The sequence below is a fragment of the Providencia sp. PROV141 genome (genome assembly GCF_028481645.1).
Taxonomy (GTDB): Bacteria; Pseudomonadota; Gammaproteobacteria; order Enterobacterales; family Enterobacteriaceae; genus Providencia; species Providencia rettgeri.
On sequence record NZ_JAMPPR010000014.1, the window covers coordinates 318,769 to 335,220 of the forward strand.

Sequence of the window (16,452 nt, forward strand, 5' to 3'; positions counted from 1 at the left end):
GGCTTTAGTATTTTACATAAAATGGCTGAATTAGTTTACGAAATTCATCAGTATACTCACCCTTTTCATCTTTGAGTGCCAGCGATGTCACTTGAGCTTGTGTCTCTTGCCGTTGAATACCTAATAGCATGCGATGGTAAGCCGCTGTAGGTTTATCACTAACATTAACGCGAAAAGCGGTAAACCAGCCTGAATTCTCAGCCATCTTCTGTATTTTTTTACCAACCTCGTAGGGCAGCACTAAACAAAATAGCCCATGAGATGTAAGACAGGATTTTGCACTTTCTAATAATACATCATGAGTTAATGTCGCGGTATATCGCGCTTGGTCTCGTTTTTCATCCCGACACGCAACCGCAGGTTCGAAATACGGTGGATTGCTCACAATCAAATCATATTGAGCTGAATGTAACTGGCTGTAGCTGACAATATCTTGGTTGATAACATGCAAACGCTCAGCCCATGGCGACTCAGTAAAGTTTTCCTGTGCTTGCACTGCCGCATCGTTATCTAATTCGACCGCATCAACACGTAACTTTGTATTTCTTTGCGCTAACATCAAGGCGATTAACCCACTACCGCTTCCAATGTCTAATACAGACTGAACACCGTCCACAGGAGCCCAAGTCCCCAATAGCACGCCATCCGTCCCCACTTTCATCGCACATCGGTCATGAGCCACAAAAAACTGTTTAAATGTAAAACCGCCTTTACGGTAATTCTTTTTTTGCTTACACATGCAAACACTCTAATTGGCTAATACTTGTTCGAATATTCTCATTCTAAGCAAATAAAAGTCATAATTTAACCTATTTGCTACAATATAATTCTCATATTATGGGAATTATATTTGAGACGAAAAAAATTTACTGATAAGTTCGAAAAAAAGGAGATGCCATGAACAGTATAAATAGAACCTTAGACATCTTGTCTTACATCACAACTTGCGCATCTCCAGTGACGCCACAGTCTATCTCATCAGCGTTAGAGATCCCATTATCAACCGTCTATCGTTTACTGACAATTCTCATAGATTGGGAATTTGTATCTCACGCAAAACAATATGGCACATACTGTGTTGGCTCGCAGAGTATCAAAAATCAAGAAAAATACTATCACCACAGTTTATTGATGAGCGCATCTAAACAAGAACTGCAAACTTTAGCGAAAAAAACCCAAGAAACGGTGGCGATTATTACCTCAAATTTACGAGAGACCATTTGTGTCGACATGATTGAGAGTGAACAAGCGCTACGCTGTTCTTTTATTATTGGCCGAGGCAATACTTTAGTTAAGGGAGCAAGTGCGAAAACGTTGTTGGCTTTTCGTCATGAACTCTATCAAAACCAAGTACTTGAAGCTCATACAAAACAGTTAACCACTGAACAACAAAAAATAAAGCTACAACAAGATTTACAACAGATACGCAAGCAAGGTTACGGCATGTCTGTGAGTGAAATCGATGAAGGCGTACTGGGGGTATCTGCACCTATTTTCAAAGGGAATGATGTGTTAGCTGTCGTTTCAGTTATGGCTCCTGAATTCCGCTCTACACATCGCGTAGATGAATTTATCACGCACACCCGCCAAACAGCGCATAACATCACTAAATTAATTAACTTGGAGTAACTATGACACAACCTTTCCAATGGCAAGGGCGCACAGATGGTGAAACACAAGAGCATTTGCGCATCCATCAAGTCATTAATAAACACGCACCTGCCAAATTTGCATTAATTGGTTTTGCTTCTGATGAGGGCGTCCGGCGCAATAAAGGTCGACAAGGCGCTAAAGCAGGCCCAGATGCGATTCGCCATCAACTGGCAGGGTTACCTATTCATCAACCGCTTGCAATCAAAGATGCCGGTACAATTAGCTGTGATGATGGCAATCTAGAAGCGGCACAACGTCGTTTATCTGACCAGCTTATCGCACTGCTCGCTGAGAACCAAAAGCCGATTGTACTTGGCGGTGGCCATGAAGTGGCATTTGCAAGCTTCCAAGGCCTGTTTGACTACGTTGAACAATATCAAGCAGGTAAAACGATCGGTATTATTAACTTTGATGCACATTTTGACTTACGCGAAGCCTCTATAGCAACTTCTGGCACTCCATTTTTACAATCTGCCATGTTATGTCAGCAGCACCAACGCCCTTTTCAATATTTATGTTTAGGCATCGCAGACCACGGCAATACTAAAATATTGTTCGATACGGCTGATTCATTAGGTTGCCAATATATCCGTGATAAAGAACTCGCTTATTCTAAACTTCCACAAGCAATTGAAAAAATTAAAAAGTTTATTGGCAACGTAGACTACTTATATGTCACCGTAGATTTAGATGTATTTTCCGCTGCCATTGCACCGGGCGTTAGTGCACCAGCACCGAAAGGCATATCCACTGAAGTTTTTGATGACCTGTTTGCCATTATCAAAAGTAGCCAAAAAATTGCTGTTTTTGATATTGCAGAATGCAACCCTGAATTTGATATTGACAACCATACCGCCAAACTCGCGGCTTATTTGATTTACCAATATTTATTCTAATAAAACAACACAACAATTCGACTGATAAATACACTGTTTCTCACGCTGTTAAGATAATTAATTTTCAAACACCACAATAAAAATAGCTTTGAAGTTGATTATCAAACTAGCCGTAGCGCAATATCTTAATGGTTTTTAACTATTGAATTTCGCGTTACAGCTAGGCGGCAAGTGACGTTATCCCTAGGAGCATACAAAAGTATGTGACTAGGGTAACAGAGCTCGGCCAACAACGCTGTAGCGTGAAAGACAACAGTTAAAAAGGGAAAAATATGATTCTACACCTCGACACACTCTCAACCCTCTTCCTAACGGTGATCTGCCTACTCATGGGGATCCACTTAAAAAAACGCATCGAATGGCTACAGCGCTTTTGTATCCCTTCTCCCGTCATTGGCGGTTTTCTGGTTAGTTTGATTATCTGGGGGCTCAAATCATTTAACCTTGCTGAAATCAATTTTGATACCAGTTTACAAACCTTTTTAATGGTTGCTTTCTTTACTACCATTGGTATTGATGGCAGTTTCCGCATCTTAAAAAGCGGTGGCCGGTTACTCTTTATCTACCTGTTTATTTGCTGGTTTGTAGTTATCTTCCAAGACACCTTTGGTGCAGGCCTCGCACATTTACTCGGTATTGATCCCGTTATCGGTATCATGGCCGGTGGCGTGTCTCTTACTGGGGGCCATGGCGGTGCGGCTGCCTTCGGTGGCATGGCTGAAGGCCTTGGCGTGCAATCCGCAACAGTTGCAGCCATTGCTGCGGCAACTTTTGGTCTAATTACAGGCAGCTTACTCGGTGGCCCAATTGCAACATTCTTAATTAAGAAATTTAACGTTCAGATTAAAGCTGATGAAAACGTTGAGCGAGTTCAGGTTCCTGAAACTATCGCGGGGAAAATTGAATCTATCGATGCGCACGCTTTTTTAAAAATGCTAGCTCTCGTTCTAGGGATTATGGTTATCGGTCAATTCGCTTCAGCGCAATTTACCAAAGCCACTGGGTTTTCATTACCCAGCTATGTTGGAGCGATGATTATTGCGATAGTTATCCGTAATATTAATGACCAAGTCGAATTATTCCGTATTAACCAAAAATCGGTTGACCTTATTTCTGAAGTTTCACTTGGCCTATTTTTGACTATGGCTATGATGTCATTGAAAATATGGGAACTAAAAGCCGTTGCATTGCCATTATTCACCATCCTATTGGCACAAGTTATTATTTTAATTTTATTAGTTGTCTTTGTCATTTTCCGCTTATTGGGCAAAAACTACGATGCCGCGGTAATGTGTGCTGGCTTAATGGGGCACGGTTTAGGCGCGACACCAAACGCAATGGCAAATATGTCCTCGGTTTGTGAACGTTACAAACAAATTTCGATGAAAGCTTTCATGATTGTGCCACTCAGTGGTGCAGTACTCATTGACTTAGTGGGTATTCCTTATCATACATGGTTAATTAATATGCTTAGCTAAGCATACTGAAGGAGGAGTACCCTCCTCCTTCAACTATTTACCTTCTCTATATTTCACTCATATCCATAGATATATCGCTCCCTGTCCGTAGTGAAAACAGTTACACTTGAGCAAAGCTGATTTTTTCAGGTGAACAATTTTGCTAACCTGTTTATAATCAGCGCCCCAAATAGAGGTATATCATGACTGCATCCACTTTTACTGAACTTGAACTTGATGAAAGCCTAATTGATGCGCTTTCAGACAAAGGCTATCAACGTCCGACCGCGATTCAAGCGGCAGCAATTCCTGCTGCAATGGATGGCCGCGATGTATTAGGTTCAGCCCCGACAGGAACAGGTAAAACCGCCGCGTTTTTACTGCCTGCGATCCAACATTTACTTGATTTCCCGAGAAAGAAATCAGGGCCCCCTCGCGTTCTAGTTGTCACGCCAACTCGTGAACTAGCCATGCAGGTTGCTGACCAAGCAAAAGAATTATGCGCCCATAATCACCTAGATATAGCCACCATCACTGGTGGTGTTGCTTATATGAACCACGCTGAAGTTTTCAGCGAAAATCAAGATATTGTCGTCGCAACAACAGGCCGACTACTCCAGTATATTAAGGAAGAAAACTTTGACTGCCGCGCCGTTGAGATTTTGATCCTTGATGAAGCTGACCGTATGCTCGACATGGGTTTTGCCAATGACATAGAAACAATTGCGGGCGAAACACGCTGGCGCAAGCAAACCATGCTGTTTTCTGCCACTCTTGAAGGCGAAGCTATTCGTGACTTTGCTGAGCGTTTATTAGAAGACCCAATTGAAATTGATGCCGACCCTTCACGTCGTGAACGTAAAAAAATTCAGCAATTTCATTACCGTGCTGACACACTAGAGCATAAAACAGCCTTACTGTGCCATTTGTTAAAACAAGATGAAGTCACCAAAGCCATCGTCTTCGTACGTAAACGTGAGCGTTTACGTGAATTAGTTCAATGGTTACGTGAAGCGGGTATCGAACCTTGTTATCTTGAAGGTGAAATGCCACAAGCCAAGCGTAATGAAGCTGTACGCCGCCTAGTTGATGGCCAAGTTAAAGTACTCGTTGCAACAGATGTGGCTTCTCGTGGCTTAGATATCGAAAACGTTAGCCATGTTTTTAACTTTGACTTGCCGAGAACTGCAGATGTCTACTTACACCGTATTGGCCGTACTGGCCGAGCTGGCCGTAAAGGCACGGCAATTTCTTTAGTCGAAGCGCATGACTTCCCATTATTTGGTAAAATTACTCGTTATATTGAAGAACCTATCAAGATCCGCGTTGTTGATTCTTTACGTCCAACAACTAAAGCCCCTTCAGAAGCGATGTTAAATAAGCCAAAACCATCGAAGAAAGTACTTGCTAAGCGTAAAGAAAAGAAAAAAGAAGAACAAACTAAGAAAAAAGAAAAAGTACGCCATCGCGACAAGAAAAATATTGGGAAACGTCGTACTCCTGTTAGCCCTTCTATATCAACCGATAACGATAAAAGCTAATGACTAAAAACGGGTTTAGGCCCGTTTTTTATTTAGCCCATCATTTGCAAAACTTTCTCTCGCATTTGTTTTCCTTCATGTGTCAGCAAATCAGGCTTAATAATATGGTTACCAAGTATATCCTTACAATCTAGACCTTTATTATTCTTAATACGCCAATTTGCTCCATTTTCCAATAATAATGTAGCAACATCGAGTGCATGGCTATTTAAAGCATCATGTAAAGGCGTATTTCCTAAACTATCCTTAATATTTATTGTTAATCCATTTTTTAATAAAAGCTGCGATTGTATAAGACGACCATTCTGTGCAGCTAAATGTAAAATACTTCTTTGCCCTTTTGATTGAAGCATCTTAACTGTTTGCCCATATCGAGATTCCATTAAAACTTTAATAAATTGCCCATTGACTGTTCTGACTGATTGCTGGGCCAATATATTAATGTCACAAGACTTATGTTCTAATGATAACAGCGTTGAAAATTCAGCTATATTGCCTTTTTTGATTGCACTTTCACAACATTCTTGCCAACTCATTTCTTGTTTTTCTTCTTTAGTTGGGAAAATTTCTAATGGTATTTCTTGTACCTTATTATATTCACCCGTGATTGCATTCCAATTATTCCATGGTTTATGTTTGCACATAACCCTAATAATTTTAAGCATTGAATGAGCGATAAAACTTCGTGTAAGTAAGCGGGTCGGTAACCAATCTTTCCAAGAACTATGTTCGCTATAAGCCATTTTAATACAATTTCCCAACGCAGAAGGGATCGGTAAAGAGTTTTGTAATCTATCGAGCCAGTCATATTGCACCGTGTAATAACGTATCAACCCTTCTTGTGCAATTTTTTTAGCAATGTGATAGTCAATCCCAATATTATTAATCGTGTTTTCTGCCAACCCTGCAGGACTGAATGCAATACAAGGTGATTGACTCGCTAACGCCGCAATTGAAGCCAATCCCCCACCTAATGAATGCCCCGTACAAATCGTATTTCCATTTACTGCATTGAATAAAATATTCATTAAACCAACAGCTTGAAAATACTGAGAGTCATAAAAGCCAAGTCCTTGACGGATATTACTATAAAAATCGATAATATCATTAGTACCCGCAAAACAAAGAATATATAAATCATTAAATCTACAAATATTAGCTTGAAGCCCCGTCTGCTCATCATTTAATAATTCCGCATTAATTCCGAGCTCATTAATCTCTTTATTACTTAACCTTTCAATTCCCTGTATATTCCACCAATCTTTATGATAAGCACCTTGAGCAAGTAGCGCTAAAATATAATCTTTTTGTTGTGACCCTCTCCCTAAAAAATCTTCTCTTAATACAGATTTAGGCCAAATATCTGGTATGCAAGGTTTAATTTCTTGATATTGAGCCTGTAAATAAATATTTAAATTCTCTCTAACAAAAATATATTCATTCTTTTTTGATATTGTTTGTAGTGTTGATAATGACATGAATTCTCCCTAACAAGTGTATTTGTTGGAAGAATATTGAAATACAAATAACCAAGAGGGGAAATAATCAACTTTATTAGGCGCAAATAAAAAGCCATTGATAACAATGGCTTTAGAATTTATTATGTATTATTAGATGTAATTACATTTAATATTTATTATAAGCTTTCAGTGAAAGTACGAGTAATAACATCACGTTGTTGTTCAGGTGTTAATGAATTAAAACGTACAGCATAACCAGAAACACGGATTGTTAATTGTGGATATTTTTCTGGATTCTTAACAGCATCTTCTAATGTTTCACGGCTCAATACGTTAACATTTAAGTGCTGACCACCTTCAACACGCACAGTTGGCTTCATTTCTAAAGGTACTTCACGGTACTCAAAAGCACCTAATTCGTCTTTAGCAACGATTTGCCCTTCGTTATAATCGGCTTTCGCACAAACACAACGAGCTTCATTTTTTTCGTCATCGAGTAACCAAAAAGAATTCAACAACGCTGCGTTATCAGTTTTAGTAATTTGAATACCTGTAATCATGTCGACCTCCACGTTCGAGCTAGATTGCATTCGATTTGCTTAATAAATCGAAGCTGCATTAACCATCAATCTATGAAAACTTGTAATTGGATATTTGGTCTAACCAATCTATATAGGTATTTTATACCAGCTAGATCCCCCATTTTCTTTGATATTTATCAATTATTCCACTTAGCAACCAATTTAACCAACTCAACTTTATGATTTAAATCAAAATTCATAATTCATTTTTTTAACTATTTATATAAATTTTCAATTTTTTTTAAAATTAATAGTCAATATCAGGGCTTTATCTCTCTCTCATGAACCAGTAAGCTTATAGCTATCAACTGGTTCATATAATTGTTCCTTCCTAAATTCATTGTTATGGAATATTTCATGTCAAACTCCATTACGTGGCACGATGTTATTGGCCCTGAAAAATCAAAACCCTATTTCAAAGAGACACTCGCTTATGTAGCAGAACAGCGCAAAAATGGTAAAATTATCTACCCTGCTCAAGACGACGTTTTTAATGCATTTAGGTATACCGAACTTGCCGATATTAAAGTCGTTATCCTAGGACAAGACCCTTACCATGGGCCAGGACAAGCCCACGGCCTCTCTTTTTCCGTTCTTCCTGGAATTAAGCCGCCACCATCATTAGTGAATATGTATAAAGAATTAGAAAAGGATATTGCTGGCTTCCAAAGACCTAATCATGGGTATTTGCTCAGTTGGGCTCAACAGGGTGTTTTGCTCCTTAACACCGTCCTCACCGTAGAACAAGGCAATGCTCACTCCCATGCTCATTTAGGTTGGGAAACCTTCACGGACAAAGTTATTGAAGCAATCAATGAAAATACACAAGGCGTTATTTTTCTGCTGTGGGGTTCCCATGCACAGAAAAAAGGTAAAATAATTGATACAAAGCGCCATCATGTACTCAAGGCTCCTCACCCTTCCCCGCTTTCTGCCCATCGAGGGTTTTTAGGTTGTGGTCATTTCTCACAAACTAACACTATTTTAGAACAACTAGGTAAAACACCTATTGATTGGAACCCTGTAATCGATGAGCCAAATCTACAACCATAGATGATTTTTGGCGCTAAACCATAACACAAGGGAAATCAATTGATAGATTTCCCTTTGGTAATATTCTCTTGGGGGCATTTGCCTCCATTTAAATAACAATACTTTTTATTTAGAGACAATCACCATAGCGGGTCTTAATAAACGACTATTCAAAGTATAACCTTTTTGCATTACGTTAATGACATGGCCAGCTTGGTGGTCAGGTGACTCAATCATCGTTATCGCTTGATGAACGTCAGGATTAAATGGCACATTAACATCACCGACAGGCTCAATACCAAACTTAGCCACTGCATCTAAAAAAGTTTTTAGCGTTAAATTTAGCCCTTCTAACATCGCTTTAGACTCTTCACTTTCGTGATCTGCTGCATCTATCGCACGTTCTAAGTTATCAATCACTGGTAGTAATTCATTTGAGAATTTTTCCAGTGCGAACTTATGTGCTTTTTCGATATCTTGCTCAGTTCTGCGGCGAATATTTTCAATTTCTGCGTGTGCACGTAACATCGCTTCACGTTCAGTTTTTTGTGAGGCTTCTAACTGTTGCTCAAGCTCAGCAATACGCGCGGCTAACGCTTGTTCGTCTGCTTGTAATTCATCAGCTTGTTGAACGCTGGCTTCTTGCTCAGCTTGCACTTTTTGTGATTCATTTTGTTCAAAAGCTTGCTCATCATGCATGTTTTGGTCTTTACTACTCATGAATATCTCCGCGTATTTAGCATTAATCCCATATATGAGAGTATTATGGGGATCTAATACAGGGATTCAAGGGAAGTCATACAATCAGAGGCCAAAAAAGTATGCGAAAGGACAATAATACACCACTACCACATTTTAAAACGATAGGCATTGTCGGGCACCCTAGGCACCCTGAAGCATTGGCAACTCATGAATTAATATACCATTGGTTAATTTCAAAAAACTATCACGCCATTATCGATAAACAAGTTGCTAAAGATTTAAAATTAGTCAATGCCAACACTGGGACATTAACTGAAATAGGCCAACAGGCTGATTTAGTTGTGGTTGTTGGAGGAGATGGCAATATGCTCGGCGCTGCTCGTATATTATCTCGGTATAATAATAAAGTTATCGGTGTAAATCGTGGTAATCTCGGTTTTCTTACCGATTTAGACCCTGATAACGCACTACAACAACTTTCACGTGTTCTTGAAGGTGAATACCGTGAAGAAAGACGTTTTTTGCTAGAAGCACAAGTCATTAAAGCTAACCAAAAAGCACGTAAAAGCACCGCAATTAATGAAATTGTTCTACACCCAGGCAAAGTTGCTCATATGATTGAGTTCGAGGTCTATATTGATGAAAAATTTGCCTTTTCTCAACGTTCTGATGGTTTAATTATTGCTACACCAACAGGTTCTACAGCTTATTCACTTTCCGCTGGTGGCCCTATTTTAACCCCGAATTTGGATGCTATTGTATTGGTTCCAATGTTTCCACATACCTTATCCTCTAGACCTCTGGTAATTAGCAGCGACAGCAGTATTCGGCTGAAATTTTTACGAACAAATATTGATTATGAAGTCAGCTGTGATAGCCAAATCATGCTCCCTATTCAGGACGGTGAAGAAGTCATTGTTAAACGTAGTAATAAAAATCTTAATTTAGTTCACCCGCAAGATTATAATTATTTCAATACGTTAAGTTCAAAACTAGGATGGGCTAAAAAAACTTTTTAATTTTTTCAATCTGCCTCTTTACTGTATAAAAAAACAGTCATACACTGTATTAAAATACAGGTGTTTATTTTTACAGGAGAGCGCCGATGCTTACCCAACTAACAATCAATAATTTTGCAATCGTACGTGAATTAGAAATTGATTTCCGTAATGGTATGACAACCATAACCGGTGAGACAGGTGCGGGTAAGTCCATTGCTATTGATGCTCTTGGCCTGTGTTTAGGCAATCGGGGTGAAGCCAATATGGTACGCCCCGGCGCACAACGTGCTGACCTTTGTGCTCGCTTTTCCTTAAAGGATGCTCAACTGGCTGCCAATTGGCTTACTGAGCACCAACTTGATAACCAAAATGAATGCCTATTACGCCGTACTATCTCTGCTGATGGCCGTTCACGTGGTTTCATTAATGGCGTTTCAGTTCCTTTATCGCAACTTAGAGAACTAGGAACATTACTGATCCAAATCCATGGCCAGCACGCACACCAGCTCTTGCTAGATAGCGCTCATCAAAAATCCCTGCTTGATGCCTATTCAAACCAGCAAGAGCTAATTGCTCAAATGAAAAAAGCATGGCAAATATGGCACGATTCCTGCCAACAATTAGCCGTATTTCAAAAACAAATGCAAGAGCGTGAATCTCGACAACAGTTGCTAGAATATCATCTCAAAGAACTGAACGAATTCCTTCCTGTTCAAGGGGAATTTGAAGAGATAGACCAAGAATATAAACAACTCGCTAATCATGGGCAATTTTTAGCTATTGGCCAAGCAACAACGCAAATACTATCTGAAAATGATGATGCGAATGTTATTAGCTTATTAAATATGGCAAAAAATGAATTGACTGATCTAGTCGCTCTCAACCCTAAATTTTCAGAGCTACTTGATATGCTTGAAGAAGCATCGATACAAGTCAGCGAAGTCAGCGATGAAATAAAGCATTATTGTGACCAATATGAGCTTGACCCTAATCGCTTGTTTGAACTTGAAAAACGCATTTCTAAACAAATTAACTTAGCGCGTAAGCATCATGTCACTCCAGAAGCTTTACCCGAATTATTTCAGCAATTACTTAGCGAACAAGAACTAATCGCTAACCAGAATGAAGACTCTGAAGCCTTAAATGCGCAAGTACAAGTAAATCATAGTATTGCTCTCGAATGTGCAGAACGTTTACACCATGTACGTTTACATTATGCCCAAGAATTAAGTACGTTAATTACCAATAGCATGCACCAACTTTCAATGCCTCATGGTCTGTTTACTATTGATGTAAAATTTACTCCAGCTCAACTACAAATTGATGGTGCCTGTAAAGTAGAATTCAATGTGACGACTAACCCAGGGCAGCCACACCAAGCACTTGCTAAAGTGGCATCGGGCGGTGAGTTATCACGTATAGCACTTGCTATCCAAGTGATTACAGCTAAAAAAATGGATACTCCAGCATTAATTTTTGATGAAGTCGATGTTGGTATTAGTGGACCAACCGCAGCAATTGTAGGAAAGTTACTACGTGAATTAGGTGAATCAACGCAAGTTATGTGCGTTACACATTTACCCCAAGTGGCAGGGTGCGGTCATCACCACTTTTATGTCAGCAAAGAGACAAATGGTGTAGAAACAGAAACTCGCATGCAATTACTGGATAAAAAATCTAGATTACAAGAGCTTGCGCGTCTTCTTGCTGGGTCTGAGGTAACAAAAAATACGCTAGCAAACGCAAAAGAGTTGCTTGCAGCATAATTTTTGACAACTTTTTTACGCTCATGTGGTCTTAGAGTCGATAAGGAAGGTTTTAAATTGTATCAATGTCGATTATCATTGATGTTCTGACTCCAAAAGGAATGAGATATCCATGCGTTATAAATTGTTAACTGCTGCCGCGCTATCACTCGCATTAATGTCTACGGGCTGTTCAATGATGGAACGTCTTGTCTATCACCCAGATATTAACCAAGGTAATTACCTCACAGCGAAAGATGTCGCTAAGATCCAAAAAGGAATGACACAGCAACAGGTTGCTTATACTTTGGGCACCCCAATGTTATCTGACCCGTTTGGTACTCAGACTTGGTATTATGTTTTCCGCCAAGAACTTGGGCATGACCCAGTTCAGCAAGAAACTTTGACTCTTGTCTTTGATCGTAATGGTATTCTTACTGACATCAAAAATGAGAAAAATCTTGCCGCGCAGGAATCAATGGAAGCTGCTGAAACAAAAGCATCAGAAACTAAAACAGCTGACTAACCATAAACACTAAGAACTACCTAGTGTGACAATAACAACCTGATTTCTGAAGGACTTATTCAGGCAGGTTGTTATTATGAGTACCTTTATTAAAAATTTATTTAAACGCATTTCGCACAAATAAATTTAAAGACAAAAACCGAGCTTTTGCTCGGTTCGCCATAGTAAATTAATTTACTTGTTTTTAACTTCTTTAGACTTTTCAGCTCTTTTACGTCGTAATTCTTTTGGGTCTGCAATCAAAGGTCGATAAATCTCAACTCGATCCCCATCTTGCACTAAATCTGTCAATTTAGCGGGGCGACTATAAATACCAATCTTATTTTTTTTAAGATCAATATCATCCCTAAGGGCTAGGATACCAGAAGCTAATATCGCTTCTTCTATTGTCGTCCCCTCTTTCACTTTGACTGATAGCAAAAATTGCTTTTCAGGAAGCGCATATGTCACTTCAATATTCACCTCAGACACTGTATACATCCTTTGCTCTTAAAGTGAAAGCTTGAACCATATTATTTGCTAGTTCCTTAAAAATTTTGCCAAACGCAAGCTCTATCAATTTATTTGTAAATTCAAAATCAAGATGAAACTCGATTTTACAAGCGTCTGCACTTAAAGGAATAAATTTCCAACCACCAGCTAATTTGCTAAATGGTCCTTCAACGAGTTGCATGTGTATGCATCTGTTATCCTCTAGCACATTTTTTGTGACAAAAGTTTTGCTAATACCTGCTTTTGAAACTTCAACAGAAGCGGTCATTTCTTCAGAGCTATGACTAATAATTCGGCTACCTACACATCCCGGCAAAAAGCTTGGATATGAAATAACGTCATTAACGAGTTTATACATTTGTTCTGCGCTAAAAGGGACCAACGCAGAGCGACTAATCTGTGGCATATCAATTCCTATCCCCAAAAACTGATCGTATAATACCATCTTTGATTGGTTAAACAAAAAACAAAACCCACATAGGGCAAGATTTGCACAATCAAAAAAATATCAGCTTAGAAAGATTTCTTTCAACTCAGCTTACAGTATAATGATTGCACTATGACAAAGAAAAAACCATATAAACCCGGTTCAGCAACAATTGCTATGAACAAGCGTGCTCGCCACGAATATTCTATCGAAGAGGAGTTCGAGGCGGGTCTATCCCTACAAGGTTGGGAAGTAAAATCACTCCGTGCAGGCAAAGCCAACATTGGAGACAGCTACGTTCTTTTGCGGGACGGTGAAGCTTATTTATTCGGTGCAAACTTCACACCACTGACGGTTGCATCATCACATGTTGTATGTGACCCAACACGTAGCCGTAAATTACTTTTAAATCAACGCGAATTAGATACACTCTACGGTAAAGTTAATCGTGAAGGTTATACCGTTATTGCACTTTCTCTCTACTGGAAAAATGCATGGTGTAAAGTTAAAATCGGTGTTGCCAGAGGTAAAAAATCTCACGACAAGCGTTCTGATATTAAAGAACGTGAATGGCAACTCGATAAAGCACGTATAATGAAACATTCTAACCGCTAACCTCTAGCTTTATAGAGTATTTTTCTGTTATACTGCGTTCAACAACTTGGGGCTGATTCTGGATTCGACGGGATTTGCGAAACCCAAGGTGCATGCCGAGGGGCGGTTGGCCTCGTAAAAAGCCGCAAAAAAATAGTCGCAAACGACGAAAACTACGCTTTAGCAGCTTAATAACCTGCTTAGAGCCCTCTCTCCCTAGCCTCCGCTCTTAGGACGGGGATCAAGAGAGGTCAAACCCAAAAGAGATCGCGTGGATGCCTTGCCTGGGGTTGAAGCGTTAAATTTAATCAGGATAGTTTGTTAGTGGCGTGTCTGTCCGCAGCTGGCAAATGAATTTAAAGACTAGACTAAGCATGTAGTACCGAGGATGTAGAAATTTCGGACGCGGGTTCAACTCCCGCCAGCTCCACCACTATCTAACGACCTGATTCTTAACAAGTTTCAGGTCGTTTTTCTTTCTATCATGTCGAAATTGTGCCGCAGGAATGTACCGCATGACGACATTAAAACTCCCCCACTACCTTTACCAACGTGCTAATACGTGGTGGTTTCGTAAAACCATCCCGACCACAAACACTCGCTATGACATCCGTTTAAGCCTCAAAACTAAGCAACTGCATGCAGCTCGATCATTAGCCTTAGTCCTCAATAGTCAATATAATCACTGGCAAGTCCAATATTCAGGAAGCCCGAAAATGACCAAGGAACAGATTGCCTTTTTTCAGCAGCAACTCAAATTATTAGTCAGCACGTGGTGGCAGCGTGAAATGGATGATTTTCATGGCAACCTTGATAAGGGCATTGATGAACTCAATGATTTACAGCACGTCGCAACGGGGCTTATTGAGTTTCATCACAAGCGTATTATTAAAAAAGAGTATCGAGATAATGCCAAAAACCAGAGAATAGCCGCCACGTTATTAGATGAAATCCAAGAGCAATAATTGGATGTCATCCCTAACTTAACCGAACAAGACTATCAGCAACTGGCACGTATGGTTGATCAAGCCTCTTTACACCACTATCAACGACTCAATACGTATTTATCCAACCCAACACCTGACTGGTTAAACGCACCCGCAACCTTTGAGGTTGAGCCAATTATTGATAATAAGCCACGTTACCCCCTATCTAAACTGATTAGCGAATATCAAGAAGAAAGCCAGCAAAAAGGGCACAGCCAAAAGACCAAAAATAAGTATGCTCAATGCCTCGCCTTAGCAATTAGCTACTTTGGTGATGTGCTTGTTGATACGATTACACCCGAGCAAGGCAGACATTTTCGAGAGTGCTTAAAGACCTTTCCTATTAGGATTAAAACAAAAGAGATGCTGGCACAGTCACTGAGTGAAATCATAAAAAAACATCCACACGCTCAAACCATATCGGTGGAAACAGCGAATTCGCACCTGCAAAAAGTGTCCCAGTTTTTTGATTGGATAGTGTCCTTAGGGTATTTAACTCGCAACCCTATCCCTCAAGAACCGCTTCCGGCTCCACGAGTTAACCATAAAGACGATAGAGCCGTCATCACTGACGAGGAAGCCATACAAGTTTTTCAGCATCCCCTGTTTACGATGCATAAAGGCGTCAAAACCAAGAAGATACAACAGCCTTACCACTTTTGGTTACCGCTATTGTGTTTATTTACCGGCATGCGTCCCGGTGAAGCTTGCCAGTTGTTCATTAATGACATTGAAAAGGTAAATGACATTTGGTGTATTCGTGTGGATAACCGATATGAAAAGCAGCGGTTGAAAACACCGAATGCCAAACGCTACATCCCTATCCATCAACAACTTATTGACTTAGGCTTCTTGGTATTTGTGAACGATAAAGCAGGCACACACCGTGAAGATACACGTCTGTTCCCTGAAATTACGCTCATTCAGGACTCTTTTGCCACCAAGCCCGGTGAATGGTTCAACCGTAATTTACGAGACCGTCAATCGCTCCCTGAGCACGTCACACTCTATAGTTTTCGTCATTACTTTAGAGATAAGCTGCTCGCACTGCACCCGTCTGATGAATATTTGAATAAGATTATGGGGCATCAAACCAGTTCTTACGGTAAAGCCTTACCAAAGGAACAACAAGCCATGCATGAACTCGTAAACAAAGTTGATTTTTCTGCCATTATTGCTCAGGTAAAGCCTTATGAAACATTCGATATCTTCCACTGAAACAAAGTCACAAGCTGACAATTCTTTACACTCATGATTTCGCTGTTACCACATAGCAAATCTCAATTTCAATCGTTTCATAAAAAAATAAAGCTTTACAGATAGTTTAGTGATCGGTTAATTTGTCCAAGAGCAGTTTGT

17 protein-coding genes and 1 other RNA gene are annotated in these 16,452 nt (G+C 39.8%); 12 read left to right on the forward strand and 6 right to left on the reverse strand.

Annotated features, from left to right (window positions below; translation table 11 throughout):
• Positions 1-4 precede the first annotated feature (4 nt).
• The gene (gene trmN / locus PSF09_RS10090) at positions 5-739 is read right to left on the reverse strand and encodes a tRNA(1)(Val) (adenine(37)-N(6))-methyltransferase TrmN (RefSeq protein WP_272665924.1); all 735 of its coding nucleotides are present in this window, start codon (positions 737-739) and stop codon (positions 5-7) included.
• 158 nt (positions 740-897) lie between these two features.
• On the opposite strand from trmN, the gene PSF09_RS10095 reads away from it, so the two are divergent.
• From PSF09_RS10095 to srmB, 4 genes are all read left to right on the forward strand, one after another.
• On the forward strand, positions 898-1,629 hold the full coding sequence (locus tag PSF09_RS10095) for an IclR family transcriptional regulator (protein WP_036959022.1): 732 nt from the start codon (positions 898-900) through the stop codon (positions 1,627-1,629).
• Between the two features lie 2 nt (positions 1,630-1,631).
• A complete protein-coding gene (hutG, locus tag PSF09_RS10100; protein WP_272665925.1) occupies positions 1,632-2,549 on the forward strand; it encodes a formimidoylglutamase in 918 nt (305 codons plus the stop codon).
• 272 nt (positions 2,550-2,821) lie between these two features.
• Complete coding sequence (gene gltS, locus PSF09_RS10105; RefSeq protein WP_272665926.1) at positions 2,822-4,027, forward strand: sodium/glutamate symporter; 1,206 nt, start codon at positions 2,822-2,824, stop codon at positions 4,025-4,027.
• Positions 4,028-4,209: 182 nt separating this feature from the next.
• Positions 4,210-5,547, forward strand: a complete 1,338-nt coding sequence (gene srmB / locus PSF09_RS10110) for an ATP-dependent RNA helicase SrmB (RefSeq protein ID WP_210837116.1) — start codon at positions 4,210-4,212, stop codon at positions 5,545-5,547.
• A gap of 32 nt (positions 5,548-5,579) precedes the next feature.
• On the opposite strand, the gene PSF09_RS10115 is transcribed toward srmB, so the two are convergent.
• Together PSF09_RS10115 and grcA are read right to left on the reverse strand one after the other, a co-directional pair.
• Complete coding sequence (locus tag PSF09_RS10115; protein ID WP_272665927.1) at positions 5,580-7,025, reverse strand: ankyrin repeat domain-containing protein; 1,446 nt, start codon at positions 7,023-7,025, stop codon at positions 5,580-5,582.
• Between the two features lie 158 nt (positions 7,026-7,183).
• Entirely contained in the window at positions 7,184-7,567 is a 384-nt protein-coding gene (gene grcA, locus PSF09_RS10120) for an autonomous glycyl radical cofactor GrcA (protein ID WP_004912835.1), read from the reverse strand.
• Between the two features lie 378 nt (positions 7,568-7,945).
• Here grcA and ung point away from each other — a divergent pair, with 378 nt between their 5' ends.
• The gene (ung, locus tag PSF09_RS10125) at positions 7,946-8,641 is read left to right on the forward strand and encodes a uracil-DNA glycosylase (RefSeq protein WP_272665928.1); all 696 of its coding nucleotides are present in this window, start codon (positions 7,946-7,948) and stop codon (positions 8,639-8,641) included.
• Positions 8,642-8,746: 105 nt separating this feature from the next.
• Here the strand turns inward: ung and grpE are convergent, their stop codons facing one another.
• Positions 8,747-9,340, reverse strand: a complete 594-nt coding sequence (grpE, locus tag PSF09_RS10130) for a nucleotide exchange factor GrpE (protein ID WP_272665929.1) — start codon at positions 9,338-9,340, stop codon at positions 8,747-8,749.
• A gap of 101 nt (positions 9,341-9,441) precedes the next feature.
• Between grpE and nadK the strand changes: the two genes are divergently transcribed.
• The 3 genes from nadK to bamE all read left to right on the forward strand — a co-directional run bounded on the left by nadK (position 9,442) and on the right by bamE (position 12,594).
• Positions 9,442-10,341 carry an NAD(+) kinase gene (gene nadK, locus PSF09_RS10135; RefSeq protein ID WP_210837108.1) on the forward strand — a complete coding sequence of 300 codons (900 nt, stop codon included), beginning with the start codon at positions 9,442-9,444 and terminating at the stop codon, positions 10,339-10,341.
• An 86-nt stretch (positions 10,342-10,427) separates the two neighbouring features.
• Complete coding sequence (gene recN, locus PSF09_RS10140) at positions 10,428-12,089, forward strand: DNA repair protein RecN (RefSeq protein WP_272665930.1); 1,662 nt, start codon at positions 10,428-10,430, stop codon at positions 12,087-12,089.
• 112 nt (positions 12,090-12,201) lie between these two features.
• Complete coding sequence (gene bamE / locus PSF09_RS10145) at positions 12,202-12,594, forward strand: outer membrane protein assembly factor BamE (RefSeq protein WP_272665931.1); 393 nt, start codon at positions 12,202-12,204, stop codon at positions 12,592-12,594.
• A 174-nt stretch (positions 12,595-12,768) separates the two neighbouring features.
• On the opposite strand, the gene PSF09_RS10150 is transcribed toward bamE, so the two are convergent.
• Together PSF09_RS10150 and PSF09_RS10155 are read right to left on the reverse strand one after the other, a co-directional pair.
• On the reverse strand, positions 12,769-13,074 hold the full coding sequence (locus PSF09_RS10150; protein ID WP_272665932.1) for an RnfH family protein: 306 nt from the start codon (positions 13,072-13,074) through the stop codon (positions 12,769-12,771).
• On the reverse strand, positions 13,058-13,492 hold the full coding sequence (locus PSF09_RS10155; protein ID WP_272665933.1) for a type II toxin-antitoxin system RatA family toxin: 435 nt from the start codon (positions 13,490-13,492) through the stop codon (positions 13,058-13,060). Before PSF09_RS10155 ends, PSF09_RS10150 begins: the two co-directional genes overlap by 17 nt.
• Positions 13,493-13,645: 153 nt before the next feature.
• Here PSF09_RS10155 and smpB point away from each other — a divergent pair, with 153 nt between their 5' ends.
• From smpB to PSF09_RS10175, 4 genes are all read left to right on the forward strand, one after another.
• Positions 13,646-14,128, forward strand: coding sequence for an SsrA-binding protein SmpB (smpB, locus tag PSF09_RS10160; RefSeq protein ID WP_004265004.1), 483 nt, complete (start codon positions 13,646-13,648; stop codon positions 14,126-14,128).
• Between the two features lie 48 nt (positions 14,129-14,176).
• Positions 14,177-14,540: a transfer-messenger RNA gene (gene ssrA, locus PSF09_RS10165) on the forward strand.
• 82 nt (positions 14,541-14,622) lie between these two features.
• Positions 14,623-15,072 (forward strand): hypothetical protein, encoded by a 450-nt coding sequence (locus tag PSF09_RS10170; protein WP_272683844.1) that lies wholly within the window; start codon positions 14,623-14,625, stop codon positions 15,070-15,072.
• Positions 15,073-16,311, forward strand: a complete 1,239-nt coding sequence (locus tag PSF09_RS10175; RefSeq protein WP_272683845.1) for a site-specific integrase — start codon at positions 15,073-15,075, stop codon at positions 16,309-16,311.
• The last annotated feature ends 141 nt before the right edge of the window (positions 16,312-16,452 follow it).